This is a genomic window from Streptomyces sparsogenes, assembly GCF_001704635.1.
GTDB classification, from domain to species: domain Bacteria; phylum Actinomycetota; class Actinomycetes; order Streptomycetales; family Streptomycetaceae; genus Streptomyces; species Streptomyces sparsogenes.
On sequence record NZ_MAXF01000210.1, the window covers coordinates 1 to 26,999 of the forward strand.

23 protein-coding genes are annotated in these 26,999 nt (G+C 70.5%); 17 read left to right on the top strand and 6 right to left on the bottom strand.

Annotation, left to right across the window (positions count from 1 at the left end; genetic code table 11):
* The first annotated feature begins 443 nt into the window (after window positions 1-443).
* A complete protein-coding gene (locus BBH68_RS36600; protein ID WP_065968200.1) occupies window positions 444-1,076 on the top strand; it encodes a hypothetical protein in 633 nt (210 codons plus the stop codon).
* Between the two features lie 10 nt (window positions 1,077-1,086).
* Here the strand turns inward: BBH68_RS36600 and BBH68_RS36605 are convergent, their stop codons facing one another.
* The 3 genes from BBH68_RS36605 to BBH68_RS36615 form a co-directional block, all read right to left on the bottom strand.
* Window positions 1,087-1,653, bottom strand: coding sequence for a TetR/AcrR family transcriptional regulator (locus BBH68_RS36605; protein WP_065968202.1), 567 nt, complete (start codon window positions 1,651-1,653; stop codon window positions 1,087-1,089).
* Between the two features lie 87 nt (window positions 1,654-1,740).
* Window positions 1,741-3,126 carry an Asp-tRNA(Asn)/Glu-tRNA(Gln) amidotransferase GatCAB subunit A gene (locus BBH68_RS36610; RefSeq protein ID WP_065968204.1) on the bottom strand — a complete coding sequence of 462 codons (1,386 nt, stop codon included), beginning with the start codon at window positions 3,124-3,126 and terminating at the stop codon, window positions 1,741-1,743.
* Window positions 3,113-3,322, bottom strand: a complete 210-nt coding sequence (locus tag BBH68_RS36615; RefSeq protein WP_065968206.1) for a hypothetical protein — start codon at window positions 3,320-3,322, stop codon at window positions 3,113-3,115. The genes BBH68_RS36610 and BBH68_RS36615 overlap by 14 nt, the downstream gene beginning before the upstream one ends.
* A gap of 239 nt (window positions 3,323-3,561) precedes the next feature.
* On the opposite strand from BBH68_RS36615, the gene BBH68_RS36620 reads away from it, so the two are divergent.
* Window positions 3,562-4,488, top strand: a complete 927-nt coding sequence (locus BBH68_RS36620; protein ID WP_065968210.1) for an MBL fold metallo-hydrolase — start codon at window positions 3,562-3,564, stop codon at window positions 4,486-4,488.
* Between the two features lie 181 nt (window positions 4,489-4,669).
* Here BBH68_RS36620 and BBH68_RS36625 read toward each other — a convergent pair whose 3' ends face one another.
* Complete coding sequence (locus tag BBH68_RS36625; protein ID WP_245738488.1) at window positions 4,670-5,521, bottom strand: LysR family transcriptional regulator; 852 nt, start codon at window positions 5,519-5,521, stop codon at window positions 4,670-4,672.
* 81 nt (window positions 5,522-5,602) lie between these two features.
* On the opposite strand from BBH68_RS36625, the gene BBH68_RS36630 reads away from it, so the two are divergent.
* The 3 genes from BBH68_RS36630 (at window position 5,603) to BBH68_RS36640 (ending at window position 7,595) form a co-directional block, all read left to right on the top strand.
* Window positions 5,603-6,085: a cupin domain-containing protein gene (locus BBH68_RS36630; protein ID WP_174589137.1), complete on the top strand. Its 483-nt coding sequence runs from the start codon at window positions 5,603-5,605 to the stop codon at window positions 6,083-6,085.
* Window positions 6,086-6,228: 143 nt separating this feature from the next.
* Window positions 6,229-7,140 carry a PhzF family phenazine biosynthesis protein gene (locus BBH68_RS36635; protein ID WP_065968213.1) on the top strand — a complete coding sequence of 304 codons (912 nt, stop codon included), beginning with the start codon at window positions 6,229-6,231 and terminating at the stop codon, window positions 7,138-7,140.
* A 158-nt stretch (window positions 7,141-7,298) separates the two neighbouring features.
* The gene (locus tag BBH68_RS36640; RefSeq protein ID WP_079151437.1) at window positions 7,299-7,595 is read left to right on the top strand and encodes a winged helix-turn-helix transcriptional regulator; all 297 of its coding nucleotides are present in this window, start codon (window positions 7,299-7,301) and stop codon (window positions 7,593-7,595) included.
* Window positions 7,596-7,649: 54 nt separating this feature from the next.
* Here BBH68_RS36640 and BBH68_RS36645 read toward each other — a convergent pair whose 3' ends face one another.
* A complete protein-coding gene (locus tag BBH68_RS36645) occupies window positions 7,650-8,072 on the bottom strand; it encodes an SRPBCC family protein (RefSeq protein WP_065968215.1) in 423 nt (140 codons plus the stop codon).
* Window positions 8,073-8,358: 286 nt separating this feature from the next.
* On the opposite strand from BBH68_RS36645, the gene BBH68_RS36650 reads away from it, so the two are divergent.
* Genes BBH68_RS36650 through BBH68_RS42440 form a run of 3 tightly spaced genes read left to right on the top strand, consistent with a single transcriptional unit; the run spans window position 8,359 to window position 10,892 of the window.
* A complete protein-coding gene (locus BBH68_RS36650; RefSeq protein ID WP_065968216.1) occupies window positions 8,359-8,700 on the top strand; it encodes a type 2 periplasmic-binding domain-containing protein in 342 nt (113 codons plus the stop codon).
* Between the two features lie 52 nt (window positions 8,701-8,752).
* Window positions 8,753-10,339, top strand: coding sequence for an MFS transporter (locus BBH68_RS40130; RefSeq protein WP_079151440.1), 1,587 nt, complete (start codon window positions 8,753-8,755; stop codon window positions 10,337-10,339).
* Between the two features lie 22 nt (window positions 10,340-10,361).
* Window positions 10,362-10,892, top strand: a complete 531-nt coding sequence (locus BBH68_RS42440; protein WP_249025440.1) for a TetR/AcrR family transcriptional regulator — start codon at window positions 10,362-10,364, stop codon at window positions 10,890-10,892.
* Between the two features lie 108 nt (window positions 10,893-11,000).
* Here BBH68_RS42440 and BBH68_RS36660 read toward each other — a convergent pair whose 3' ends face one another.
* Window positions 11,001-11,951: a helix-turn-helix transcriptional regulator gene (locus tag BBH68_RS36660; protein WP_065968218.1), complete on the bottom strand. Its 951-nt coding sequence runs from the start codon at window positions 11,949-11,951 to the stop codon at window positions 11,001-11,003.
* A gap of 63 nt (window positions 11,952-12,014) precedes the next feature.
* Between BBH68_RS36660 and BBH68_RS36665 the strand changes: the two genes are divergently transcribed.
* From BBH68_RS36665 to BBH68_RS36705, 9 genes are all read left to right on the top strand, one after another.
* Window positions 12,015-14,318 (top strand): ATP-binding cassette domain-containing protein, encoded by a 2,304-nt coding sequence (locus BBH68_RS36665; RefSeq protein WP_079151438.1) that lies wholly within the window; start codon window positions 12,015-12,017, stop codon window positions 14,316-14,318.
* 75 nt (window positions 14,319-14,393) lie between these two features.
* A complete protein-coding gene (lacZ, locus tag BBH68_RS36670) occupies window positions 14,394-17,558 on the top strand; it encodes a beta-galactosidase, LacZ type (protein WP_079151439.1) in 3,165 nt (1,054 codons plus the stop codon).
* Between the two features lie 125 nt (window positions 17,559-17,683).
* Window positions 17,684-18,682: a LacI family DNA-binding transcriptional regulator gene (locus BBH68_RS36675; protein WP_174589138.1), complete on the top strand. Its 999-nt coding sequence runs from the start codon at window positions 17,684-17,686 to the stop codon at window positions 18,680-18,682.
* Window positions 18,683-18,839: 157 nt separating this feature from the next.
* Window positions 18,840-20,180 carry an ABC transporter substrate-binding protein gene (locus BBH68_RS36680; RefSeq protein ID WP_065968223.1) on the top strand — a complete coding sequence of 447 codons (1,341 nt, stop codon included), beginning with the start codon at window positions 18,840-18,842 and terminating at the stop codon, window positions 20,178-20,180.
* 5 nt (window positions 20,181-20,185) lie between these two features.
* Window positions 20,186-21,142: a carbohydrate ABC transporter permease gene (locus BBH68_RS36685; protein ID WP_065968224.1), complete on the top strand. Its 957-nt coding sequence runs from the start codon at window positions 20,186-20,188 to the stop codon at window positions 21,140-21,142.
* Entirely contained in the window at window positions 21,139-22,014 is an 876-nt protein-coding gene (locus BBH68_RS36690) for a carbohydrate ABC transporter permease (protein WP_065968225.1), read from the top strand. The genes BBH68_RS36685 and BBH68_RS36690 overlap by 4 nt, the downstream gene beginning before the upstream one ends.
* A 49-nt stretch (window positions 22,015-22,063) precedes the next feature.
* On the top strand, window positions 22,064-23,662 hold the full coding sequence (locus BBH68_RS36695; protein WP_065968226.1) for a glycoside hydrolase family 13 protein: 1,599 nt from the start codon (window positions 22,064-22,066) through the stop codon (window positions 23,660-23,662).
* Window positions 23,663-23,721: 59 nt separating this feature from the next.
* The gene (locus BBH68_RS36700; RefSeq protein ID WP_065968230.1) at window positions 23,722-25,902 is read left to right on the top strand and encodes a discoidin domain-containing protein; all 2,181 of its coding nucleotides are present in this window, start codon (window positions 23,722-23,724) and stop codon (window positions 25,900-25,902) included.
* A 219-nt stretch (window positions 25,903-26,121) separates the two neighbouring features.
* Window positions 26,122-26,955: a PIG-L family deacetylase gene (locus BBH68_RS36705; RefSeq protein WP_065968252.1), complete on the top strand. Its 834-nt coding sequence runs from the start codon at window positions 26,122-26,124 to the stop codon at window positions 26,953-26,955.
* Window positions 26,956-26,999 lie beyond the last annotated feature (44 nt).

The window sequence follows — 26,999 nt, forward strand, 5'->3', positions numbered from 1 at the left end:
ACTACAACTCCCGGCACCAGACGGCACAGGGGCTCGCCATCGCGCTGCGCGGCGCGGACGGCCACGAAAGCCCCTACTACTCCGTCGTCATGAAGGGCCAGAAGCAGCAGTTCAGCTGGAACGAGGCCGACGTGCTGAACTGGAACACCGAGAAGCCCTACGACTTCTGACATGCCGCCCGCCGACGAGGCGCCATCCCCGCCGTGCCGCACCGCGCGTCCCTCACTGCGGCACGGCCTCTGCCGGGGCGCCATCCGACGGACCACCAGCAGGCCTTCCCCGCGTTCACGGCAGCACGGAGCGCGGCGTTCGACGTGACGAGCTCCAATGTGCGGCGCCCCAGCCCCGTGTATTGCGCCGCGCTGTTCCGGGTGGAGCTGGCCCTTGAGGCTAATTTTGCCCGGCCACAGCCGGAGTGATGTCATCCGATTCAGCTAGCATGCGTGGACGACTTGGGCGCCGCGGGGCACGAGGCCTTCGTCCTGCCCGGGAAGCTGCGTAGCGGAAACGGGGGAACGACCATGGGGACTCTCACTTACACGGACCTCGTCGGGGCCGATCTCGGAAAGCTCAGTACCGCGGTCACGGACTGGAAGTCCGTTGTCGATGGCCTGAAGGAGCTGATGAACGACGCGCGTTCGGGCCTGCTGAAGAAGTCGGAGGGCGCGCGGTGGGCCGGGCTCAACGCGACCGTCACGGGTGAGTTCGTCGGCAAGACCGCGAAAGAATTCGAGGATCTGTACAAGGAGGCCAGCAGCGTCTGGGCAATCCTGGACGACGCGCATTCCCAGCTGACTGCGATTCAGTCCAAGGTCAAGTCGCTCGTGGCAAGCGCGCAGGACGACGGGTTCCAGATCTCCGACGACTCCGACGGCACCGTGAGTTTCCGTGAGGTCGGGGACGGCGGGTCGTGGTGGTCTCTGGACTCCCCGCAGTCATACACCGAAGCCGTCAATCATGAGATTCGCCGGGCCGTCACGGTCGACGGCATGGCCAAGCGCGCCCTGGCCAAGATCCACGGCGGAGACCCGTCCGACGCGGGCCACGCCCAGTACCACTCTCTGCTGGACGCATAACGGCGGAGCGTCATCCGTCAGTCGAGCCGAGGAGCCCTGTCACGAGCTGATGCGCGTAGGCGGCGTCGAGCCCGTCCGGGCGGAAGAGGATGCGGTACATCACCGGGCCGACGACGCGGTCGAGGACCATTTCGACGTCGGGCGCGCTCTCCCCTCGATCGGCCGCGCGGGTGAGGATGACGTCGATCTGCTCGGCCGCGTAGGCGGAGCACTGGCCGGCGTTGCTGCCGTCCGGGTCGCCCAGCAGGGCGTCGCGGATGTAGGCGCGGCCCGTCGGGGAGGCCATTTCCTCGAGGAACTGCTCGGCCCAAGCCTCGAGATCGGACCGCAGATCCCCTTTCTCCTCCGGTGCGGTTTCGGGCCGCAGGCGCTCAATCGCCACGTCCGACAACAGCTCCTGAAGGTCGCCCCACCGACGGTAGATCGTGGAAGGGGTGACTCCGGCCCGGGCGGCCACCAGGGGGACGGTCAGACCCTCCCGGCCCACCTCCGACTCGAGCTCGCGCACGGCGGCGTGCACCGACGCCTGCACCCTGGCGCTGCGCCCACCGGGGCGCACCATCGGTTTTCGACCCATGCACCCACCTTAAAGCAAATTTGTTGCTTCAAGCGCCCCGGTCCCGGTCGGTCGGCCGGTGCCCGCGTTCGTCCGTTCGCCCGTTCGTCACACCGTCGCGAGTTGGCGCGCGGGCTGTGTCTGCTCGTAGGCGTGGCCCATCCGCAGGAGCACGGGTTCCCCGAGGGGTCGGCCGAGCAGCTGCATGCCGATCGGCAGGCCCGCCGTGTCGTCGCCGACCGGTACCGAGAGTGAGGGCACCCCGGTGATGTTGGCTGGGGCCGAGAGGCGTACGTAGGCGTCGGCCACGCCCTCCACGGTGCCGTCGGACCAGGTGACGGTGTCCTGGCCGGCCTTCACCGCGGTCACCGGGACCGTGGGAGCGGCGATCACGTCGACGTCGTCCAGCAGGCGGGCCCAGGCCTGCCGCATAAGGGTGCGGGCGCGCTGGGCGCGCACGTAGTCCCCGGCGGGCATGAGTTCCCCGGCCTCGAGGAGGATGCGCACGTCCGCCTGGTACAGCTCGGGGACCGCGCGCAGGGTGCGCTCGTGGTAGGCGGTGGCCTCCGGCACCATCAGGCCCCACTGCGTGGCCTGGATGTAGCGCGTCATGGGGATCTCGACCTCGACGAGGCGGGCGCCGAGGCTCTCGAGCGTGTCGATGGCGCGCCGGACGGCTGCCTCGACCTCCGGGTCGACGTGGTCGAAGTAGTAGTTGCGCGGCACTCCGACGCGCAGGCCGGTCAGGTCCGTGCCCGCGCCCGGCCGGTAGTCCCCGGACGTGGCGAGGGAGGCGGGGTCGCGGGGGTCGTGGCCGGCCAGGGCGGCGAGGACCAGTGCGGCGTCCTCGACGGTGCGGGTGATCGGCCCGACGTGGTCCAGGGACCAGGACAGCGACGTGACACCGTGGCGGGGGACGAGGCCGTACGTCGGCTTGAGGCCGACGACGCCGTTGAGCGCGGATGGCACGCGGATCGATCCGCCCGTGTCGGTACCCAGGGCGAAGGTCGCGGTGCCCGCGGCGACCGCGACGGCCGATCCGCCACTGGAGCCGCCGGCGACGCGGTCCCGGTCCCGGGCGTTGTGGGTCTGCGGGGTTGTCAGCCCGTAGGCGAACTCGTGGGTGTGTGTTTTGCCGATCAGAATCGCGCCGGCCGCGGCCAGGCGGGCGGCGACCGTGCTGTCGGTGTCTGCGCGGTGGTCCGCGCGTACCCTGGAACTGGCCGTGGTGGCCGCCCCGGCGACATCGATCAGGTCCTTCAGGCCCATGGGGATGCCCTGCAGCGGGCCGCGCAGCCGGCCGGCCGCGACATCCCGCTCGGCCTCGCGCGCCGCCCGGCGGGCCTGCTCCGGGGTGACGGTGACGTAGGCCTCCAGCTGCGGCTCCACCTTCGCGAGGCGGTCCAGTACGGAGTCCACCAGCTCGACCGGGGACAGCTTCCGGGTCCGGATCGCCTCAGACGCTGCCGTGAGGGACAGTTCATACGGCTGCATCGCGCTTCTCCTCTCCCGCTCGGTAGGCGGCGGCAGGCGGGGTGTCGCCGAAGTCCAGTTCCCGCAGGACCGCGACGACGGAGTGGATGTGGTCGGCGGTGGCGGCCACCGCGGCGTGGCGGTCGGCCGGAAGCGGGAGACCGGCACGGGCGGCCCAGCGGGCCGCTTCCGGTGGTGTGAGTTCATCGGCGGACATGGACGTTTCCTCCTGATCGGACTGGAGCGACGGTGATCGGACGGGAGCGACGGAGCAGCAACCCCACCCAGCAAAAGCTAATGGTTTGCTTTAAGCGACTCTAGGGCCTACGGTGCCTTAAGGCAAATCCATTGCGTTTAGCGGGCCGGCGCGCGGGGGGGCAGCACTCACCGCGTCACGGCGCACGGCATTCCACGCCGCGGACCATCACCTCCACCGAAGACCAGGGGAACACGACCATGAACACCTCACCGGCCGACGAGACCACCGCCACCCCCTCGTGGACCGTGGGCGACATCACCGTCCACCGCGTCGACGAGACCCCCCTGCCCCCCGCGACCGGACCCTGGCTACTACCGGACGCCACCACGGACGTCGTCAACCAACAGGACTGGCTGCGCCCCGACTTCGCCGACCACGAGGGCACCCTGCACCTCGACAGCCACAGCTTCGCCTTCACCATCGGTGGAGTGCGCGTCCTGGTCGACACCGGCATCGGCAACGGCAAGACGCGAGCCAACCCCGCCTGGCACGACCTGCGGACCGATTACCTGGAGCGCCTCACCGCCGCCGGATACGCCCCGGACACCCTCGACTTGGTGATCCTCACCCACCTGCACACCGACCACGTCGGTTGGAACACACGGGAAGTCAACGGCACGTGGGTCCCCACCTTCCCCACCGCCCGCTATGTCACCTCCCGCGTCGAGCGGGAGTTCTGGGCCGGCTACGACATGGACGAGCCGCGCGAGCAGATGTTCCGCGACTCCGTGATCCCGGTCGAGGAGGCGGGCCTGCTCGACACCGTCGACGTCCCCGCCGAGGGCGCCGAGATCGTGCCCGGCCTGCGCCTGCTGTCCACTCCCGGGCACACCCCCGGCCACATCGCCGTCCGACTGACCAGCGAGGGTGAGACGGCACTGATCACCGGCGACTGCATCCACCACCCGGTCCAGTTCGCCCACCCCTCCATCGGCTCCTGCGTCGATATCGATCCGGAGCAGTCCGAGGCATCGCGCCGCCGGCTGCTCGGCTCGCTCGCCGGCACCGGCGCGCTTGTGCTGGGCACCCACTTCCCGCCGCCCACCGCCGGCCACGTGGTCCCCCATGGCGACGCCTTCCGGCTCTCGCCCGTCCCCCCTGCGCCGCAGGTCGCCCCGCACTGACCCGGGACCGGTACCGCCGGTGGCCGGGGCGCGGACCCTGCTGCTCGTCCGGCCCGACACGGTGGCGTGCGCCGGCAGCGTGAACTACTCAGGCGACGCCATGCCGCGACCTGGGAAATCCTCCGCGATCATGGCGTCCCGCCCGCGCCCGAGCGGCAGACCACCACCACCTCACCGGTGCTCAGTGGCGGTACGCGGCTGTCGCGATCTCGACGAAGGAGCGGATCAACGGGTTGGTGTCAGCTTCGTTCCACACCGCCACCACTCGGCTCGGCGCCATGTCGATCAGCGGTACCACGGCCAGCTCCGTCGGCAGGTCGTGTCCGAGCGGGGCGAGGCCGACCGTGCCGTTCCACAGCACGGCCTGCAGGCATTCCTGGACAGCGCGCACCACGGGGCCCTCGCGCGGCCTGCCGCCGTTCCAGTACGACTGCCAGAGGGGGTCGGTGCCCTGCGGGAACCGAAACCAGCGGCGTTGGCTGAGGTCGGCCAGCCGCAGCCGGTGGTGGCGGGCCAGCGGATCATCGGTGCGCAGGACCACGCCGACCGGGTCGGTCCGCAGCGCACGCACCGTCAGGGCGGTCTCGTCGAACGGCGCTCGGGTCAAGGCAATGTCGACCAGTCCGGCGCGCAGCCCGCACGTGGGGTCGGTCAGATCGGTGTCGCGGATGCGGATCTCGATGCCGGGGTGGCGCCGGCGGTAGGCGGCGGCCAGCCTGGTCACTCCCGGGTCGGTGCCGTCACCCAGGATGCCGACGGTGATGGTCGTGACGCCGGCCGCCGCGCTCACGCGTTCACGGACGCGGTCGGCGTGGTCGAGCAGGGCCCGCGCCTCGTCGAGCAGCACCGTGCCCACCGGTGTGAGCGCGACGCCGGCGGGCGAGCGGGCGAACAGCAGGGCCCCGACATCGGCCTCCAACTGCTTGATCGCCCGGCTCAGCGGCGGCTGGCTCATATGCAGTCGGGTGGCGGCCCGGCCGAAGTGGAGTTCCTCGGCGACCGCCACGAAGTAGCGCAAGGTCCGTAGCTCCACCCTGCAACGATATCCACCAGGTATCGGCGCCACGGGACAGGTCTTGGACACGAGCAGGGCCCCGGCGGTGCACTCGTGAGCATGACCGAAGAAGCCAAGACCAGCGACCCGCAAGCCGCCCCCGCCCTCTCTGTGGTGGGTCCCGGCGACGGCGAGACGATCGTTCTGGGCACCACACGCATGCGCGTCCTGGAGGACGGCAGCCACACCGGCCACCGCCTCGCGATCGCCGAGTCCGTCCTCGCCCCGCACACCCAGGGACCGCCCCAGCACCGCCACGCCCGACACGACGAGGGCTTCTACATCCTCTCCGGCACCGTGCGGTTCACCGTCGGAGACGAGGACTACGACGCCACCCCGGGCACACTCGTGATGGTCCCGCCCGGTACCCCGCACACCTTCGCCAACCTGACCGACCAACCCGCCGTCATGCTCAGCACCTTCACCCCCGATCTGTACGTGCAGTACTTCCGAGACCTCCAGGACGCGCTCGCCGGCGGCCGCCCGCTGACGCCACAGGCCAACATCGACGCGATGAACCGCTACGCAACCGAACCCGCCTGAAGCCGCCGGGCCGCACGGCCCGGCGGCTCCCCTTCCGACCGGCGGGGGCTGTGCGACGTACGCGCGATGGCGCTCTTTCCCGTTCACGGTCCGTGCGATAGCGTGCCCGCTTATTTCGATTTCCGAAACGATCGGTGTGTGTCATGCATGATCTTCCCTCCGGTACGACCGCCACGGGCGGCGCCGGCCCGTCGGTCACGCTCGTGCACGCCTGCCTGCGTGACGGAGTGGGCGGCAGCCCGACCGCGGTACTGGAGGAGACGGGCCTCGGCGAGGTGGAGCGCCGCGGGATCCCGGCCGCCCTGGGAACGTCGCATGCCGTCTTCGTCTCGGTCGAGTCCGATGCCCCCGCTCACCCCGGCGCCGGTCCTGTGGTGTCGCTGCGGTTCTTCACGGCCGCCGGTGAACTGCCCGCGTGTGGCCACGGCACCATTGCCGCCATGGCGTTCCTCGCCGAGCGGTCGGGACAGGACGAGTACCACGCCGCCCTTCGCAGCGGGGGGCGCGTCGTCGCGGGCCGGGCCGTCCGGACCGGCGGGCAGTTCACCTCCTCGTTCGACTGGGGACCGGTCGGGATCGGGGAACCGGAGCCGGACGCGCACCGTCCCGTGCTCGACGCTCTCGGTGTACCCCCGGAGCTGCCCGCGCCCGGGGCGAGGGTCGCCGAACTCGGCCGGCGGCGACTGCTCGTTCCCGTGGCCACGCAGCACGCGCTCCAAGCGCTCACACCGGACTTCGGCCGGCTCGCCGAGGCATGCGACCGCCTCGGCCTGCTCGGCTGCTACGCCTACAGCCCGCCGTCGGCAGCCGGACGCCTCGCCGCCCGCATGTTCGCCCCCTCCATCGGCGTCCCGGAGGACATCGCGAACGCCAACAGCACCGCCTGCCTCGCCGCCCTGCTCGCCGGCGAATGCGGCACCGGCATCACCGTGGACATGGGCGACGCCCTCGGCACCCCCGCAACCATCACTGCTTCCGCTCGCCTGACCGAGGCCGGACCGGTCGCGCTCGTCGGGGGCACGTCGGCGATCGAACGCGTCGTATCCCTGCCATGACCTGCCCGCCGGCTTTCCCAGGCCGAGGCCGGCGCCCCGCGGACGATGCCCCCTGACCACCTCGAGGCCGACTCGGCCGCTCAAGCGCCGCAAGGAGGGTCATGCCGACACCGCATCCGGGAACGCCGGTTCGTGGCTCGACGACCGGTCGTCCGATCATGGCCGCGATGGACCTCTTCGGCCGCCGATGGGCCTTGCGGATCCTCTGGGAGCTGCGCGAGGGGCCCCTGGGCGCTCGCGCCCTGATGGCGCGGTGCGAAGGCCTCTCGTCCAGCGTCCTCTACCAGCGGCTCCGCGAACTCACGTCGAACGGCATCGTCGTCGCCTCGACCGACGGCTACACGCTGACCCCGCAGGGGTCGTCCCTCATCGACGCCCTCGGTCCGCTCAACCAGTGGGCCACCGCCTGGGCCAGGGCACAAGAGCAGGACGGCGAGGGTCCCGCGGGGGCGTGAAGGCCACTCCGGCGCAGGAAACGGTGGCCCGCGGGAAGCCGTAGCCCGACGGCGTCAGCCCGATTCCTCTGCGCGCCGCTTCATGCTCATCGCCTCGACCTCGACATAGCGTCGCGTCTGCCGCCCCGTCAGCAGGCCGACGAGCGGGGCCAGGAGCCCGGTTTGGTCGATGCCGAGGGTCAGGCTGCTGCCGTCGCCTCGGGGGGCGACGGCATGGGTGCCGGTCGTCGTCACACCGCCGGACACGGACTGCCAGGCGAACGACCGACCGGGCGTCCATTCGGTGATCCGCCACGTCAGCACCGGCATGCGGGGCTGGGCGATGCGCACCAGCGAGCCCGGCCCCGGCTCCTTGCCGTCGAGGCGCTCGACGCGCCGCATCGTGGCGATGAACGCCGGCCAGCGTTCCACCTCCGCGACGACCTTCCACAGAGCGTCCGGCGACGCTTCGACCTCGACCCGGGTCACCCACTGCATCGAAGAACACCTCCACGGCGACCGGACTCGGCGCTCCGCACGATATCGCGCCGCACCGCCGGTCGTCTCCGGGCCGCCGACGTCTCCGGACCACGGGCGGCCGGGCGGCCGGACTGCGGGCAACGCCCCGGGTCCGACCTGTCCGATCAGCACACCTGGGCACCCGTATCCGCCTGGTCCAGGAACTCGGTGATCCTTGCCGTCAGGAGTTCCGGGTTCTCGGCCGGGAGGCCGTGTCCGCCGGGGACCCGCAGCAGCCCGGCGTGGGGATGCGGTCGGCCAGGTCGTGCTCGACACAGCCGTCGCCGCCTGCCGGGCGGCCGGGTTCGAGCCGATCATGGGCCCGCCGTTCACCACCGACCAGGACACCCTCGCCGCCATTGCCTCCGGCAAGCCCAGTTGGACGCTCTACTACGCTCCCCAGGCCGAGATCCAGCCGGCCCCCCGCGTCGTCTTCCGGCCCTTCACCGACCCCGCCCCGGCGGTCCAGTGCTATCTGACCGTACGCCAGGGCCCGCCGTCACGCCGACTGGCGGCCCTTCTGGACGCCTGCCACCGGCTTGGTGACGCTGCCGCCTGGATGTTGCTGCCCGGCAGATGGCGGCAGCCGGCCCTTCTTGCGAGGTGAATGACGTTCACCTAGGGTGGTGAACGTCATTCACCTCCGAGGGGGCCTCACCGTGTCCACTGATGCGCATCCGTCGGCGTCTCCAACCGCCGGCCGTGGCGTCCTGGCCGTTCTGGCGGCCGGCGGCATCGTCACCACGCTGGTGCAGACCGCGGTCGTGCCGCTGCTGCCGCAGCTCCCCCGCCTGACCGGCGCGGCGCCGGTCGATGTCGGGTGGGTGGTCACGCTCACGCTGCTGACCGGCGCGGTCGCCACCCCGCTGCTGGGGCGTGCCGGGGACATGTACGGCAAGCGGCGGATGCTGCTGCTCGCGCTCGGGGCGCTCGCCGCCGGGTCGCTGGTGTGCGCATTCGCCTCCACCCTCCCGTGGCTGTTGGCCGGGCGGGCGCTGCAGGGTGTGGGCGCGGCGGTGGTGCCGCTGTCGATCAGTTTCCTGCGGGGTGTGCTGCCGCCGCAGCGGACGGGTTCCGCGGTGGCGCTGATGAGTTCGACGGTGGGCATCGGCGCGGCTCTCGGCCTGCCGCTGGCCGCGCTGCTGGTGCAGTACGCGGACTGGCACGCGATGTTCTGGGCCATGACCGTGCTCTCGACGGGAGTGCTCGCCCTGGCGTGGCGGGTGCTGCGGGAGGAGCCCGTCCGGTCACCGGGGCGTTTCGACCTGCTCGGGGCGTGCGGGCTGAGTGCGGGGCTGGTGTTTCTGCTGCTGGCGTTGTCCAAGGCGGGCGAGTGGGGCTGGGGCAGCCGGCGGATGCTGGGGCTGTCGGGGGCGGCGCTGCTGATCCTGACGGGCTGGGCCGTCCAGCAGCGCCGCGTGTCGCGGCCGCTGGTGGACGTGCGGCTCGCGATGCGTCCGGCGGTTCTGCTGCCGCACCTGGCCGCGTTGCTGGCCGGGTTCGCCTTCTACGCCAACTCCCTCGTCACCGCGCAACTGGTCCAGGCGCCCCGGGCCACCGGGTACGGCCTGGGGTTCTCGGTGGTGGCGGCGGGCGTATGTCTGCTGCCCAGCGGTGTGATCATGGTGGTGTGTGCACCCTTGTCCGCCCGCCTGTCCGCCGCCCGCGGGGCCAAGGCCACCCTCACCCTGGGCACGGTGGTCATCGCGGCCGGGTATGGTCTGCGCTTCGCCGACAGTCGGCAATTGTGGGCGGTCATCGCGGGCGCGGCCGTGGTCTCGGTCGGTACGGCGCTCGCCTACTCCGCCCTGCCCATGCTGATCATGCGGGCGGTGCCGCTGGAGCAGACCGCCGCGGCGAACGGCCTCAACGTCCTCATGCGCACCATCGGGCAGGCCCTGTGCAGCGCGGTGGTCGCCACCGTGCTGGCCCAGCACACCCGACTGTTCGCCGACACGGCGGGCGTGGCCGTGGCGGCGCCGACCCTCGACGGGTACCGCGTGGCCTTCGCCGCGGCAGGCGCGGTCGCGCTGCTGGCCTGTGCGGCCGCCTGCCTCATCCCGCGCCGGCCGCGACCCGAGCCGTCCCCCTTCCAGGAGACTGAACAAGATGCCCGACCCGAACCCCGCCTCCTCGCGCGGCGCCCGTCCGCGAACGACGTCCAAGAACCCGCCGGCACCGACACCGGCACCGGCACCGCCGCCGACGCCCGACCCGGCCCCGGCCCGGCCGGCACGACCGCGTGACGCCGACGCCCGCCGCGCGGACATCCTCGCCGCGGCCCGGCGCGCCTTCGCACGCCACGCCTACGCCGACACCACCATCGCCGCCATCGCGGACGACGCAGGCGTCAGTCCGGCGCTCGTGATGAAGTACTACGGCACCAAGGAAAACCTGTTCACCCAGGTCTTCACCTTCGACGCCGACGCCACCGCCCTCTTCGACGCCCCCCTGGACCGCCTCGCCCGGCACATGGTCCTGCACCTACTCGCCACCCAACGCGGCCAGACCCGCGACCCGATCCTGCGCATCGCCTTCTCCCGCCACCACCTGGAACTCGGCGGACAGGCCCGGGCCAACTTCCGCACGCAGGTCATCGACGCCCTTGCCGCCCGCCTCCCCGGCCCAGGCGCCCCGCTGCGAGCGGAGATGGCCATCGGCGTGCTGCTCGGCCTCGGCGCCCTCTACGCGACCGTCCAAGCCGACCGGCTCACCCGGCTGGACCCCGAGGAAGTCGCCGACCTGTACGTCCCACTCCTGCAGCCCCTGCTCTGCGGCGAGGCCCCGACGGGCCACTGACCACCGCTGAGTGAAGCGCCAGGGGAGAACGGCCTCGGCCTGCGCCGTCCGGGTTCTCCTCGAACTGTCGGGCTCGTGATGTCACACGCCGCCGGGACGGCCGACCGGTCACTGACGGCCGAGGCGGGCGCCGAACCGCCGCAACACCTCGCGGAACTCCGCGGGCTCCTCGACGCGGAAGTCGGCGTCGAGGAAGGCGAGACGGGGCAGGAGCCACTGCCAGGAGTCGAGCATGAGGACGGCGCGGGTCCCGCCTCCGGAGGCCGCCGTGAGGTCGACGTCCTCATGCGCGAACGCGTCCGCCACCTCCGTCATCGGGGCGTCGATCGTCATCACCACACGCTGCCGGTTTCTGTTGAGGCCCTGGCGTAGGTAGTCGACGCCGGTCCTCGCGGGCAGCGTGCGCGGGGCGAACGTCCTGCTCCGCGCCTTGAGTTCACTGACGCGGTCGATGCGGAACACGCGCCAGTCCTCCTTGTCGGTGTCCCATCCCAGCAGGTACCACCTCATGAGCAGGTGGATCTGGCGATACGGCTCCACCGTGCGCGAGGTGGCCGTCCCGTTAGCGCCGACGTAGTGGAACGTCACGACGCGCTCCTGCGTGATCGCTTCGGCGAGCGCGCTCATCATGTCCGCGCTGATGCTCGGCGTGGGCGTCGGCGTCGTCTCCAGGCTGGTGCGCAGCGCGGCCACGCGGGGGCGCAGCCGCTTGGGCAGGTACTGATCGACCTTGCCGTAGGCGCGGATCGCCGCGTCGTCGACACTGCCCTCGCGCGCGTTGCCGGTCGCGCCGAGGGCGGCCAGGCCCAGGAGGGTCGCGATGGCCTCGTCGTCGTCGAGGAGCAGCGGGGGCATGGCCCGCCCGGCCGTGAGCCGGTAGTAGCCGCCCGGGCCCGGCCGTGTCTCGACCGGGTACCCGTACCCGCGGAGCCGGCTGATGTCGCGCCGCAGGGTGCGCGGGGGGACGTCCAGCCGGGCCGCCAGCTCCTCACCCGTGAACGTCTTGCCCGACTGCAGCACGACCAGCAGAGCGAGGATGCGTTGCATGACGTCGGCCATGGCCGCATCGTCGCAGACAGTCGCGGCCACTTTCCGTCCACATCTCGCAGTACGGTCCTGAATATGTCCAACCAAGGGATCCGGATCAGGCGAGCCCGTACCCACAATCTGCAAGACCTCGACGTGGACGTGCCCCGCTCACACATCGTGGTCTTCGTCGGCGTGTCGGGCTCGGGCAAGTCGTCGCTGGTGTTCGACACGATCGCGGCGGAGGCGGGCTACCAGCTGTACGAGACGTTCCCGCCCTACCTCCGCAACCGGCTGCCGAAGTGGACCCGCCCGGAGGTCGGCGCGATCGAGGGGCTCTCCCCGGTGGTGGTGATCGACCAGCGTCGCCTGGGCGGGAACGCCCGCTCCACGGTCGGCACGATCACGGACACCTGGACCTACCTGCGGCTGCTGTTCTCCCGGGTGAGCACACCGCACGTCGGCGAGTCCAGCCACTTCTCCTTCAACGACCCGGCCGGCATGTGCCCCACCTGCTCGGGCATCGGCGAGGTCGTGGCCAGCGCCGTCGACCGTTTCATCGACCCGGACAGGTCGCTGCGCGAGGGCGCCGTCCTGCTGCCCGGGTTCGCCGTCAACGGTTACTGGTACACGAACTTCGCCGACATCGGCGTCTTCGACCTCGACAAGCCGCTGCGCCACTGGAGCCGGGCCGAGCGGGACGCGCTCCTGTACGGCGTCGGGTCCGCCGGGTCGCCGGCGAACCGGCTGCCCAAGGGCTACCAGGGCGTCGTCGAGCGGTTCGAGCGCATCTACCTGCGCACCTCCGACGACATGAACCATCGCAAGAAGGAAACCCTCGCCAAGTTCACCCGTTCCGAGGTGTGCCCGGACTGCCGCGGGGACCGTCTCAACAAGGCGAGCCGGGCGGCCACGGTGCTCGGCCACACCATCGGCGAGATGGCGCGGATGGAGGTCGAGGAGCTCGCGGAGCTGATGACGGGCGTGACCGACGCGACCGTGGCCCCGGTGGTGGCCGCGCTGACGGAACGACTCCGGGCGATGATCACCATCGGGCTCGGCTACCTCCACCTCGGCCGCGCCACCACGACGCTCTCCGGCGGCGAGTCCCAGCGGATCAAGACCGTCAAGCACCTGGGCAGCAGCCTCACCGAGATGCTCTACGTATTCGACGAACCCACCGTCGGACTGCACCCCCACGACATCTCCTCCATGACCGAGCTGCTCAAGCAGCTCCGGGACAAGGGCAACAGCGTCCTCGTGGTCGAGCACGACCCCGCCGTCATGGCCATCGCCGACCAGATCATCGAGGTCGGGCCCCTCGCGGGCGCGCACGGCGGAAGACTCGTCTACCAGGGCAGTTTCCGTGGCCTCCGCACGGCCGGCACCGCCACGGCGGCGGCGCTGTCACAGCGCCGGCCCCTCAAGGACGATCCGCGGACGCCGCGGGGACACATCACCGTGGCCGACGCCACGCGCAACAACCTCAAGAACCTGACCGTGGACATTCCGACGGGCGTGACAACCGTGCTCACCGGCGTGGCCGGCTCCGGGAAATCCAGTCTCGCGAGCGAACTCGTCGCCCAGCACGACGCGGTCGTGATCGACCAGAAACCGGTCAGCACCAACCGCCGCTCGACCCCCATCACCTACACCGGGATCGCGACCCCCATCCGTAAGGTCTTCGCACGCCACAACCGGGTCCCGGCCGGCCTGTTCAGTGCCAACTCCGAGGGCGCCTGCCCCGACTGCAAGGGCCTCGGGATCGTCTCCACCGACCTGGCGTTCATGGAGGATCAGGAGACGGTCTGCGAGGCCTGCCAGGGGCGCCGGTTCACGCCCGAGGTCCTGCGGTACCGGGTCGACGGGCTGTCCATCGCCGACATCGACGACCTCACGGTCACCGACGCCATCGACCGGCTCTCCGATCGCACGATCACGAAGGCGCTGCGCCACCTCGAGGAGGTCGGCCTGGGCTACCTCCGGCTCGGCCAGCCCCTCACGTCTCTCTCCGGAGGTGAATGCCAGCGTGTGAAGATCGCCAAGGAGCTCCGGGACTCCACCGACCCGACCCTCTACGTCCTCGACGAGCCCACGACCGGCCTGCACCTACGCGACATCGACACCCTGCTGAGCCACCTCGACCGCCTGGTGGACCACGGTCACACCGTCGTGCTGATCGAGCACAACCTCGACGTCGTCCGACAGGCGGACTGGATCATCGACCTCGGCCCCGGCCCCGGAAAGCACGGCGGGCAGATCCTCTATCAGGGACCCGTCGCCGGCATCACCTCCACGGCCACCGCCGAAGCGCTGCACGGAACCGTCTCGCACCGGCCCGGTCCGCGCGCCGGCCACGGCCGGGCACCGCGCACACCGGGGGCACCGGCTGACAAGTGACCGTCGACGGTCTTGTGCCATGGGGCATTCTGTTCGATGCTGACGGTTCTTGATGCCTTGGGTTCGGAGTCGCGCATGAGTGCAGAGAGAAACAGTTCGAACCATCCGGGCCGTCGCACGGTCCTCGCCGCGGGCGCCCTGGCGGGTTGGGCCGCTTTCAGCGCCCAGAAGAGGGCGTTCGCCGCCGAGAACGATCCGTGGGACGCCAACCCGCGGATCTTCCAGGTGAACCGTGAAGCGGCGCGAGCCCGCCTCGTGCCGTACGCGGGCCCGGCCGAAGCGCTGCGGGGGCGGTTCCAGGACTCCCCGTACCACCGTTCCCTCAACGGAAGCTGGCGCTTCCGGTGGTCGCGGAACGCGGACCAGCGGCCCACCGGGTTTCAGGCCCCGGACTTCGACGACAGTGGATGGGACCACATCCCGGTGCCCTCCAACTGGGAGATCGAGGGCCACCCGGAGCCGATCTACCTCAACATCAAGTACCCGTGGATCGGCTATGAGACGCCGAACCCCCCGCGCGTGCCCAAGGACTTCAACCCGGTCGGCTCCTATCGCCGCACCTTCACCGTGCCCGCCGACTGGTCGGGGCGGCGCACCCTGCTGTCGTTCCAGGGGGTGAAGTCGGCGTTCTTCGTGTGGGTGAACGGCAAGCAGGTGGGCTACAGCGAGGACAGCTACACGCCCGCCGAGTTCGACATCACCCCGCATGTGCGGAAGGGCGGCAACACCCTCGCGGTGGAGGTCCACCGCTGGTCCGACGGCAGTTGGCTGGAGGACCAGGACATGATCGACCTGTCCGGGATCTTCCGGGACGTCTACCTGTACTCGATCCCCCCGGTCCATGTGCAGGACCTGTTCGTGCACACCGCACTGGACTCCGCCTACCGCGACGCCGTGCTGACAGTCGACGTCACCGTGCGGGACCGTGGCGGGGCCGGCACCGCGGGGCACCGCGTCGCGGCGGACCTCTTCGACGCACGAGGCCACCGGGTGGCCCACCTCTCGGGCGACGCGGGCGACGGCTCGGCGTCCCTGAAGGGCGATGTGCGGGCTCCCGCGCTGTGGTCCGCCGAGGACCCCACCCTGTACACGCTCGTCGTGACACTCACCGACGCACGCGGTCGGACGACCGACGTCCACAGCACGCGGATCGGATTCCGGCAGGTGGAGTACGGGCCAGGACGGTTCACCGTCAACGGCAAGCCGATGATGTTCCGCGGCACCAACCGCCACGAGACCGACCCCGAACGGGGCCAGGCCGTCGACGAGGCGCGGATGATCGAGGACATCCGCCTGATGAAGCAGCACAACATCAACGCCGTCCGCACCTCGCACTACCCCAACCACCCGCGCTGGCTGGAACTCTGCGACGAGTACGGACTGTACGTGATCGACGAGGCGAACCTGGAGACGCACGGCGTGCGGGACACGGTGCCCGGTTCCCTGCCGGAGTGGACCGACGCCTGTGTGGACCGGCTGCGGTCCATGGTCGAACGGGACAAGAACCATCCGTGCGTCGTCGTCTGGTCGCTCGGCAACGAGGCGGGGCAGGGAACGAACTTCAAGGTCATGGCCGACTGGGCGCACGCCCGCGACGCCTCGCGCCCGGTGCACTACGAGGGCATGAACTCCGTCGCCGACCTGCACAGTGAGATGTACACCAGCCCCGACGGCGTGGAGGCCTACGGCAGATCCGGCAACCGGACCCCCTTCATGCTGTGCGAGTACAACCACTCGATGGGCAACAGCGGCGGAAACCTCCAGGAGTACTGGGACGTCTTCGAGCGCTATCCGAACCTGCACGGCGCCTTCGTCTGGGACTGGGTCGACCAGGCCATCAGGCTGCCCGTGCCGGGCGACTCCCGGCACACGTACCTGTCCTACGGCGGCGACTGGCACGCCGGCTTTCCCACGGACGGCAACTTCTGCTGCAACGGGCTGGTGGCCGCGGACCGGTCGGTCCACCCCGGGCTGATCGAGTTGAAGAAGTGCTACCAGCCGGTGGGCATCGCGGCCGGCGACCTCTCCGGCCGGTCCGGGGGCACCGTGAAGGTCCGCAACAAGCATCTCTTCAGCGGCCTGGACGCCTACACGCTGCGCTGGTCCGTGACCCGGGACGGTGAGACCGTGCAGCACGGCACGCTTCCGGCCCCGGCCGTGGCTCCCGGCGGGGAGGGCGTCGTGCACATCCCGTACCGCAAACCCTCGCCCCCCGCGTCCGGGGGCGAGTACTTTCTGAACCTCTCCTTTGTGCTGCGCGAGCGGACCCGCTGGGCCCCGGCCGGGCACGAGGTCGCCGCCGGGCAACTGGCGCTGGACTGGCACGCCCCGGCCCCCGGCGACGCCCCGGTGACCGGCAGGCTGACGGTCACCGAGACCGCGACCGAGGTCACGGTGAGTGGCCCGGAGGTGGAGGTGGTGGTGTCCAAGTCCTCCGGCACCCTGGCCTCGTACACCTGGAAGGGACGGGCCCTGCTCGCCGAGGGACCCGTGCCCAACTTCTGGCGCGGCCCGACGGACAACGACATCGGCCGCGGCTTCCAGAAGACGGCCGCGACCTGGCGGGACGCGGGAACCAAGCGGACGGTGACCTCCGTGACGGCCTCGCAGCCCGCACCCGGCGAGGCCGTCGTCGAGGTCGTCTGCACGCTGCCCACCTCGCCCAGGACCGCCACCTGGAACACGGTGTTCCGGGTGCGGGCCGACGGTGAGGTGCGGGTGCGCCACACCCTCGACGCGCCGGCCGGACTGCCGGATCTGCCCGTGGTCGGCGCCCAGCTCACCGTGCCGGACGGCCATGAACGGCTCGACTGGTTCGGGCGCGGCCCCCACGAGAACTACCAGGACCGCAAGGTGTCCGCGTTCGTGGGGCGGTGGCGCTCCACGGTCGATCAGCAGGTCGCCCCGTACGTACGGCCCCAGCAGACGGGGAACCAGACGGACGTCCGCCGGCTGTCGCTGACCGACCGCTCCGGCGAGGGTCTGACCGTCGTCGCCGACCCCGCCGAGGGCGAGCCGCTGCTGGAGACGAGCGCCCTGCACTTCACCCCGTCGGACCTCGACGGCCCCAGGCACCCGTATCAGCTGAGGCGTCGCGACGAGACGATCCTGCTCGTCAACCACCGCCAGATGGGCGTGGGCGGCATCAACTCCTGGGGCGCGGCGCCGCTGGAGAAGTACCTGTTGCACTCCGGGCGCACCTACAGCTACGCCTACCGGCTGCGTCCCGCCTCCGCCTGACGAACCCCCGCGGCCCTCAACAGCCGCCCCGGGCCTGGCCGCCGAGCGCGGCCGGGCCCGGACTCCTACGCGCTCCTCGAGCATTTACGCAAGCGACTTGCATAACTTGCGCTAGTCTTGCGCGCATGACGCGACGACTTGCTGAAGTGGCGAAAAAGGTGGGAGTCAGCGAGGCCACGGTCAGCCGGGTGCTCAACGGCAAGCCCGGGGTGTCCGAAGTCACCCGGCAGTCGGTGCTGGCCGCCTTGGACGTCCTGGGCTACGAACGGCCCACGCAGCTGCGCGGCGACCGCGCCCGCCTGGTCGGGCTGGTCCTGCCCGAGCTGCAGAACCCCATTTTCCCGGCCTTCGCAGAGGTCATCGGTGGGGCACTGGCCCAGATGGGCCTGACCCCGGTGCTGTGCACACAGACCAAGGGCGGGGTCTCCGAGGCCGACTATGTGGCCCTGCTGCTGCAACAGCAGGTCTCCGGCGTGGTGTTCGCCGGCGGCCTGTACGCGCAGGCCGACGCGGAGCACGGCCACTACCGGCTGCTCGCCGACCGCAACATCCCGGTGGTGCTGGTCAACGCGGGCATCGAGCAGCTCGGCTTCCCGGGCGTCTCCTGCGACGACGCCGTGGCGGTGGAGCAGGCGTGGCGCCATCTGACCTCCCTCGGCCACGAGCGGATCGGGCTGGTGCTCGGGCCGGGTGGCCACATGCCGTCGGCCCGCAAGCTGGCCGCCGCCCGAGCCGTCGCCGGCGATCTGCCGGACGAGTTCGTCGCCCAGGCCATCTTCTCGATCGAGGGCGGCCAGGCCGCGGCCTCCCGGCTGATCGACCGGGGGGTCACGGGCATCGTCTGCGCCAGCGACCCGCTGGCCCTGGGGGCCATCAGGGCCGCCCGCCGCAAGGGACTCGGCGTGCCGTCGCACATATCCGTCATCGGCTACGACGACTCCGCGCTCATGAGCTGCACCGAGCCGCCGCTCACGACCGTGCGCCAGCCCATCGAGGCCATGGGCAGGGCGGCGGTGGAGCTGTTGAACGCGCAGATCAGTGGATTGGCCGTGCAGGCCGACGAGTTGCTGTTCGAGCCCGAACTGGTGGTGCGGGCCTCCACCGCACAAGCCCCGCAGGGGTGAGTTCGACCCGGACCCCACTCCTGTCGATTGTTTTCAGTTTCTGCGCGACATCTTGCAGCCCGATGTCGACGGTGCTTGAGTGTGCGGCGCACCCACCGCTGTGTGCGCTCCGCCCACCGGCGGGGGGCTTCCCTGCTCCTGTCCAGAGGGGTCCACCATGAGAAGCACCGGGTTCCGTCGTCGCCTTATCGTGCTGAGTGCCTGCTCCCTCCTCCTCACCGCATGCGGCTCGGACAACGACACGGCGAGCGGTAAGACGCGTATCACCGTCAACTGCATGCCGCCCAAGAGCGCCAGGGTCGACCACGCGTTATTCGCGGAGGACGTCGCCTCCTTCGAAAAGCAGAACCCGGACATCGATGTTGTCGCACACGACGCGTTCCCCTGCCAGGACCCGAAGACCTTCGACGCCAAGCTGGCCGGCGGCCAGATGGAGAACGTCTTCTACACGTACTTCACCGACGCCAAGCACGTCGTCGACATCGGTCAGGCCGCCGACCTCACCCCGTACCTCAAGGAGCTGAAGAGCTACGGCACCATCCGGAAGGAACTGCGCGACATCTACACCGTCGACGGCAAGGTCTACGGCGTCCCGCGCACCGGCTACTCGATGGGCCTGATCTACAACCGCAAGCTCTTCGAGAAGGCCGGCCTCGACCCCGACAAGCCGCCGACGACCTGGCAGGAGGTCCGCACCGACGCCAAGAAGATCGCGGAGCTGGGCGGCGGAACCGTCGGCTACGCCGACTACAGCGCGCAGAACCAGGGCGGCTGGCACTTCACGGCGGAGCTGTACTCCCAAGGCGGCGACGTCGTCAGCCCCGACGGCAGGAAAGCCACCATCGACACCCCCGAGGGGCACGCCGTGCTGCAAAACCTGCACGACATGCGCTGGGTGGACGACTCCATGGGCAGCAAACAGCTGCTCATCCTCAACGACGTCCAGCAGCTGATGGGCTCCGGCAAGCTCGGCATGTACCTCGCCGCGCCCGACAACATCCCGATCCTGGTCAAGGAGAAGGGCGGCGACTACAAGGACCTCGCCATCGCCCCCATGCCCGGTGGCAAGGGCACACTCATCGGCGGCGACGGCTACATGTTCCACAAGGGGGACTCCCCCGCCCAGATCCGAGCCGGCCTGAAGTGGCTCGACCACATGTTCCTCACGCCGGGCGAGGGGTTCCTCGGCGACTACGCCCGCGCCAAGAGGCGTGGCGCCCCCGTCGGCCTGCCCGAGCCGCGGCTGTTCACCGGCGCCGCCGACGCCAAGGACCAGCGGATCAAGATGGCCAACGCCAATGTCCCCGTGGAGAACTACCGGGCCTTCCTCGACGGCAACCAGGGCCTGCGGATGAGGATCGAGCCGCCGAAGGCCCAGCAGATCTACTCGGTCCTCGACGGAGCCGTCTCCGCGGTCCTCACCAAGGAGGACGCCGACATCGACGCGCTCCTCGATGACGCCTCCGGCAAGATCGACAGCATTCTGGCCCGGAGCTGACACCGATGACCAGGACCGTGGCCCGGCGCCCCGCCGACCCGATCGCCGTACGGCCCGCCCCGGGGCCGCCCCCGGTGGCGGGCCGGAGGCGGCGGCGCCTGCACGACCAGGCCCGCGCCTACGCCTTCCTCCTCGGCGGCCTGCTCTGTTTCGCGCTGTTCTCCTGGTATCCGGCGATCCGCGCGGTGGTCATCGCCTTCCAGAAGTACACACCGGGCTCCGAGCCCGAGTGGGCCGGCACCGCCAACTTCACCCGGGTCCTGCACGACCCCGAGTTCGGTGCCGCCTGGCGCAACACGCTCACCTTCACCCTGCTCGCCCTGCTCATCGGCTTCGCGATCCCGTTCGTACTGGCGCTGGTGCTCAACGAAATCCGGCACGCGAAGGCCTTCTTCCGAGTCGTGGTGTATCTGCCGGTGATGATCCCGCCGGTGGTCACCGCCCTGCTGTGGAAGTGGTTCTACGACCCCGGCACCGGCCTGGCCAACGAGGCACTCCGCTTCGCGCACCTGCCCACCTCGAACTGGACCAACGGCGCCGACACCGCCCTGCTGTCCCTGGTCGCCGTCGCGACCTGGGCCAACATGGGCGGCACGGTCCTGATCTATCTGGCGGCGCTGCAGTCCATCCCCGGTGAGCTGTACGAAGCCGCCGAGCTGGACGGCGCGAACCTGTGGCAGCGCGTCCGGCATGTGACCGTTCCCCAGACCCGTTTCGTCATCCTCATGCTGATGCTGTTGCAGATCATCGCGACGATGCAGGTGTTCACCGAGCCCTTCGTGATCACCGGCGGGGGCCCGGAGGACGCCACGGTCACCGTGCTGTACCTCATCTACAAGTACGCCTTCCTCTACAACGACTTCGGCGGCGCCTGTGCGCTGAGCGTCATGCTCCTGGTGCTGCTGGGGCTCTTCTCCGCCCTCTATCTGCGACTGACCCGTTCCGGGGAGGAGAACGCATGAGCACCCGGACCCTCGTCTCCCCCGCGGCCCTGGCCCGCCCCCGCGGCAAGGCCGTCTACTGGACCGTCTTCGCCGGCATCGTGGTGCTCTTCGCGCTCGCCTTCCTGTTCCCCGTGTACTGGATGGTGACCGGCGCCGCGAAGTCACCGGACGAGGTGGCCAGAACCCCGCCCACCCTCGTCCCGTCCCACTGGCGCCTCAGCGGCTACACCGACGCCTGGGAGCTGATGCAGCTGCCGACCCACCTGTGGAACACGGTGGTCCAGGCGGCCGGTGCCTGGCTGTTCCAGCTGGTGTTCTGCACGGCCGCCGCCTACGCCCTGGCCAAGCTGAGGCCCGCCTTCGGCAAGGTGATCCTCGGCGGCATCCTCGCCACCCTGATGGTCCCGGCCCAGGCGCTGGTCGTACCGAAGTACCTGACGGTCGCCGACCTGCCGCTGCTCCACACCAGCCTGCTCAACGACCCGCTGGCGATCTGGCTTCCGGCGGTCGCCAATGCCTTCAACCTGTATCTCCTCAAGCGCTTCTTCGACCAGATTCCGCGCGATGTGCTGGAGGCCGCCGAGATCGACGGCGCCGGAAGGCTGCGCACCCTGTGGTCGGTCGTGCTGCCCATGTCGCGTCCCGTGCTCGGCGTGGTGTCCATCTTCGCCCTGGTCGCGGTGTGGCAGGACTTCCTGTGGCCGCTGATGGTCTTCTCCGACCCGGACAAGCAGCCGATCAGCGTGGCGCTGGTCCAGCTGTCCCAGAACATCCAGCTGACCGTGCTCATCGCCGCGATGGTCATCGCCAGCATCCCGATGGTCGTGCTGTTCCTCGTCTTCCAACGGCACATCATCGCCGGGATCAGCGCGGGCAGCACCAAGGGATGACCCCCGCCCGCGGCGCGCGGGCCCGCCCCCTCTACAGAAAGGCACCGCCGTGGCACAGCCCACCCCTGCCCGGCCGGACCGCGACTGGTGGCGTTCCGCGGTCATCTACCAGGTGTACGTGCGCAGCTTCGCCGACGGCGACGGTGACGGCACCGGCGACCTCGCGGGCGTCCGGGCCAGACTGCCCTATCTCGCCGATCTCGGCATCGACGCCCTGTGGTTCACGCCCTGGTATCTGTCGCCGCTGAAGGACGGCGGCTACGACGTCGCCGACTACCGCACCATCGACCCGGCCTTCGGCACCCTGGCCGAGGCGGAGAAGCTCATCGCCGAGGCACGGGATCTCGGCATCCGCACGATCGTCGACATCGTGCCCAATCACGTCTCCGACCAGCATCCCTGGTTCCGCGCCGCTCTCGCCGGGGGTCCCGAGCGCGAGCTGTTCCACTTCCGGCCGGGCCGTGGCGACCACGGTGAGCTGCCGCCCAACGACTGGCGATCAGAGTTCGGCGGTCCGGCGTGGAGCCGGCTGCCCGACGGTGGCTGGTATCTGCACCTGTTCGCCCCCGAGCAGCCCGACCTCAACTGGAGCCATCCGGCCGTCCGCCAGGAACACGAGGACATCCTGCGCTTCTGGTTCGAGCGGGGCGTCGCGGGGGTCCGCGTCGACTCGGCCGCCCTGCTCGTGAAGGACCCCCGCCTGCCCGACTTCGTCGAGGGCCGTGACCGGCACCCCTACGTCGACCGCGATGAACTGCACGACATCTACCGTTCCTGGCGGACGGTGGCCGACGCGTACGGCGGGATCTTCGTCGGCGAGGTGTGGCTGCCCGACACCGAGCGCTTCACCCGCTACCTGCGCCCCGACGAACTGCACACCGCCTTCAACTTCTCGTTTCTGACCTGTCCCTGGGACGCCCGGCGGCTGCGGGCGTCGATCGACGAGACGCTCACCCGGCACGCTCCCGTGGGCGCGCCCGCCACCTGGGTGCTGTGCAATCACGATGTGACCCGCACGGTCACCCGCTACGGCCGCGAGCACACCGCCTTCGACTTCGCCACCAAGGCCTTCGGCACCCCCACCGACCTCGCTCTCGGCACCCGGCGGGCGCGGGCCGCCGCCCTGCTGTCGCTGGCCCTGCCCGGCTCCGTCTACGTCTACCAGGGCGAGGAGCTGGGCCTGCCCGAGGCGGACATCCCCCGCGACCGCGTCCAGGACCCGATGTACTTCCGCTCCGGCGGCACCGACCCGGGCCGGGACGGCTGCCGGGTGCCGCTGCCGTGGGCGGCCGAGGCGCCGTACGCCGGTTTCGGCTCCCGCGTGGAGCCCTGGCTGCCGCAGCCCGCCGACTGGCCCGGCTACGCGGCCGATCGCCAGGCGCGGGACCCCGGCTCGATGCTCAGCCTCTACCGCGCGGCCCTCCGTATCCGCCGCGCCACGTCCGGCTTCGGCGACACCCCGCTCACCTGGCTTCCCGCCCCCGATGACGTCCTCGCCTTCGCCGGCGCGGACGGGCTCATATGCGTGGTGAACTTCGGGGACGCGCCCGCCCGGCTGCCCGCCCACTCCCGGTCCCTGCTGGTCAGCGGGCCACTGGACGACCGTGGCCGGCTGCCACGGGACACCGCGGCCTGGCTGCGCGCCTGAGCCGCCACGCAGCGCACTTCCCTCCCACCCCACACCCCCACACGCGAAGGGATCAGCACATGCGCAGCAATACCTTCGGACCGGTCAGGCGCATGACGACAATCGGCGCAACGGTGGCCCTGGCAGCCGGCATGCTGCTCGTCCTGCCCCCCGCCTCCGCGCACGCCGCCGCGGGCGCAGCCCTCCCCTTCACCTCGGTCGAGGCCGAGTCGGCCACCACCACCGGCACCAGGATCGGCCCCGACTACACCCAGGGCACCCTCGCCTCCGAGGCGTCCGGCCGCCGGGCCGTCCGTCTCACCTCCGGCCAACGCGTCGAATTCACCGCACCCCGCGCGGCCAACGCCGTGAACGTCTCCTACAGCGTGCCCGACGGCCAGTCCGGCACGCTCAACGTGTACGTCAACGGGACCAGGCTCGCGAAGAGCCTGGAGGTCACCTCCAAGTACTCGTATGTGGACACCGGCTGGATCCCCGGGGCGAAGACCCACCACTTCTACGACAACGCCCGGCTGCTGCTCGGCCGGAGCGTCCAGGCCGGCGACAAGATCGCGTTCGAGGCCGGAAACGTCCAGGCCACCGTCGACGTGGTCGACTTCGAGCAGGTGGAGCCGGCGGCCACGCAGCCCGCGGGATCGGTCTCCGTCACCTCGAAGGGCGCCGATCCGACCGGGCAGGGCGACTCCACGCAGGCGTTCCGCGATGCCATTGCCTCCGCCCAGGGCGGCGTGGTCTGGATCCCACCCGGCGACTACAAGCTGACCTCCTCCCTGAGCGGCGTCCAGAACGTCACCCTGCGGGGCGCCGGCCACTGGTACTCCACCGTGCACACCTCGCGCTTCATCGACCAGTCCAGCTCGTCCGGCAACGTCCACATCAAGGACTTCGCGGTCATCGGGGAGGTCACCGAGCGCGTCGACTCCAACCCCGACAACTTCGTCAACGGCTCACTGGGCCCGAACTCCAGCGTGTCGGGCATGTGGCTGCAACACCTGAAGGTGGGCCTCTGGCTGATGGGCAACAACGACAATCTCGTCGTCGAGCACAACCGCATCCTCGACACCACCGCCGACGGGCTGAACCTCAACGGCAGTGCGAAGGGCGTGCGCGTCCGCGACAACTTCCTGCGCAACCAGGGCGACGACGCGCTGGCCATGTGGTCGCTGTATGCGCCGGACACCGACAGCAGCTTCGAGAACAACACGATCTCGCAGCCGAACCTCGCCAACGGCATCGCGATCTACGGCGGCACCGACATCGCGGTCAAGAACAACCTGATCTCCGACACCAACGCCCTCGGCAGCGGGATCGCCATTTCCAACCAGAAGTTCCTCGACCCCTTCCACCCTCTCTCCGGCACGATCACGGTCGACGGGAACACGCTGGTGCGCGCCGGCGCCATGAACCCCAACTGGAACCACCCGATGGGGGCCCTGCGCGTCGACTCCTACGACAGCGCCATCAACGCCACCGTCAACATCACCAACACGACCATCACGGACAGCCCTTACAGCGCGTTCGAGTTCGTCTCCGGGGGCGGCCACGGCTACGCGGTCAAGAACGTCAACGTGTCCGGCGCGACCGTGAGGAACACCGGGACCGTCGTCGTCCAGGCCGAGGCGCCGGGGGCGGCCAGGCTCGCCGATGTCGCGGCCACCGGAGTCGGCGCCGCGGGCGTCTACAACTGCCCCTTCCCGGCCGGTTCCGGTCCCTTCGAACTCGCCGACGGCGGCGGCAACTCCGGCTGGAGCAGCACCTGGTCCGACTGCTCCAGCTGGCCGCAGCCGGGGCAGGGCAACCCCGACCCGGACCCCGCCCGCAACCTCCTCAAGGGCCGGCCGGCCACCGCGACCGGCTCGCAGGACGTCTACACCCCCGGCAAGGCGGTGGACGGCGACGCGAACACCTACTGGGAGTCCACCAACCACGCCTTCCCCCAGTCATGGACGGTGGACCTCGGCTCACGCCAGGCGGTGCGCCGGGTCGTGCTGAAGCTGCCGCCCTCCTCCGCATGGCAGGCCCGCACCCAGACCCTCTCCGTACTCGGCAGCACCGACGGCTCGTCATACTCCACGGTGGTCGGCTCCCGGGACTACCGCTTCGACCCGGAACGGGGCAACGCCGTCACCCTCAAGCTGCCCGAGAACACCGATCTGCGCTATCTGAGGCTCCACGTCACCGCCAACACGGGCTGGCCAGCGGCCCAGTTCAGCGAGGTGGAGGCCTATCTGACGTCCTGACGCCACGGCGGGTGGGGCCGCTCACGTCACCGGGGCCGGACGGCCGCGCAGGGAACAGCCGTGCCGGCGGCACGGTTGCATGGACCGAGGGACCGGCGCCGCGCGTCGGGGAGCACGGAGGCCACAAGGCCGTCCGCCCCACCAGGATCCGGGCTCCGGCGCCGCGGTACGCCCGCCGCGCCCTCGGACCAAGACGTATTCCCGCAGGAGGACTGTTCCATGACTGACCGGCCCTTGACGCTCATGGCCGTGCATGCCCACCCCGACGACGAGGCCACCGGGACCGGAGGGATCCTCGCGCGGTACGCGGCGGAGGGCATCCGGACGGTTCTCGTGACGTGTACCGACGGCCGCTGCGGTGACGGACCGGGGGGTGTCAAGCCGGGCGATCCCGGGCACGATCCGGCGGCCGTCGCCTCGATGCGCCGTCAGGAACTCAAGGAGAGCTGTGACGTCCTGAAGGTCAGCGATCTGGAGATGCTGGACTATGCCGACTCCGGGATGGCGGGCTGGCCGGGCAACGAGGCCCCCGGATCGTTCTGGCAGACCCCCGTGGAGGAAGGAGCCGCCCGACTCGCGGAACTCATGCGCCACTACCGGCCCGATGTGGTCGTCACCTACGACGAGAACGGCTTCTACGGCCACCCCGACCACATCCAGGCCCACCGCATCACGATGGCGGCGCTGGAGATGACCCCGCTGACACCGAAGGTGTACTGGACGACGATGCCCCACTCCATGATGCGGCGGTTCGCGGAGACCATGCGCGAGTTCCAGGGGGACGTGCCCGAGCCGGATCCCGCCGAGGCCGCCGCGATGGCCGAGATCGGCCTCCCCGACGACGAGATCACCACGTGGGTGGACACCACCGCGTTCAGCGGTCAGAAGTTCGATGCGCTGGCCGCGCACGCCAGTCAGGGGGAGAACATCTTCTTCCTCAGGATGGGCAAGGAGCGGTTCGGCGAGTTGATGGGCATGGAGACCTTCGTACGCGTCAAGGACACCACCAACGCCGCCGTACCCGAGAACGATCTCTTCGCCGGACTGCGCTGAGGGGAAAATGGCCACGCTCCTGGGACAGGAGCGTGGCCATCGCG

Excerpts from the sequence above, each read along its gene's own strand:
- BBH68_RS36635 (WP_065968213.1), top strand. The coding sequence starts at position 6,229 with ATGCATGATCTTCCCTCCGGTACGACCGCCACGGGCGGCGCCGGCCCG.
- BBH68_RS36685 (WP_065968224.1), top strand. The coding sequence starts at position 20,186 with ATGACCAGGACCGTGGCCCGGCGCCCCGCCGACCCGATCGCCGTACGG.
- BBH68_RS36680 (WP_065968223.1), top strand. The coding sequence starts at position 18,840 with ATGAGAAGCACCGGGTTCCGTCGTCGCCTTATCGTGCTGAGTGCCTGC.
- BBH68_RS36660 (WP_065968218.1), bottom strand. The coding sequence starts at position 11,951 with ATGGCCGACGTCATGCAACGCATCCTCGCTCTGCTGGTCGTGCTGCAG.
- BBH68_RS36630 (WP_174589137.1), top strand. The coding sequence starts at position 5,603 with ATGACCGAAGAAGCCAAGACCAGCGACCCGCAAGCCGCCCCCGCCCTC.
- BBH68_RS36665 (WP_079151438.1), top strand. The coding sequence starts at position 12,015 with ATGTCCAACCAAGGGATCCGGATCAGGCGAGCCCGTACCCACAATCTG.
- BBH68_RS36605 (WP_065968202.1), bottom strand. The coding sequence starts at position 1,653 with ATGGGTCGAAAACCGATGGTGCGCCCCGGTGGGCGCAGCGCCAGGGTG.
- BBH68_RS36620 (WP_065968210.1), top strand. The coding sequence starts at position 3,562 with ATGAACACCTCACCGGCCGACGAGACCACCGCCACCCCCTCGTGGACC.
- BBH68_RS36645 (WP_065968215.1), bottom strand. The coding sequence starts at position 8,072 with ATGCAGTGGGTGACCCGGGTCGAGGTCGAAGCGTCGCCGGACGCTCTG.
- BBH68_RS36705 (WP_065968252.1), top strand. The coding sequence starts at position 26,122 with ATGACTGACCGGCCCTTGACGCTCATGGCCGTGCATGCCCACCCCGAC.
- lacZ (WP_079151439.1), top strand. The coding sequence starts at position 14,394 with ATGAGTGCAGAGAGAAACAGTTCGAACCATCCGGGCCGTCGCACGGTC.
- BBH68_RS36615 (WP_065968206.1), bottom strand. The coding sequence starts at position 3,322 with ATGTCCGCCGATGAACTCACACCACCGGAAGCGGCCCGCTGGGCCGCC.
- BBH68_RS36610 (WP_065968204.1), bottom strand. The coding sequence starts at position 3,126 with ATGCAGCCGTATGAACTGTCCCTCACGGCAGCGTCTGAGGCGATCCGG.
- BBH68_RS36675 (WP_174589138.1), top strand. The coding sequence starts at position 17,684 with ATGACGCGACGACTTGCTGAAGTGGCGAAAAAGGTGGGAGTCAGCGAG.
- BBH68_RS36700 (WP_065968230.1), top strand. The coding sequence starts at position 23,722 with ATGCGCAGCAATACCTTCGGACCGGTCAGGCGCATGACGACAATCGGC.
- BBH68_RS36640 (WP_079151437.1), top strand. The coding sequence starts at position 7,299 with ATGGCCGCGATGGACCTCTTCGGCCGCCGATGGGCCTTGCGGATCCTC.
- BBH68_RS36690 (WP_065968225.1), top strand. The coding sequence starts at position 21,139 with ATGAGCACCCGGACCCTCGTCTCCCCCGCGGCCCTGGCCCGCCCCCGC.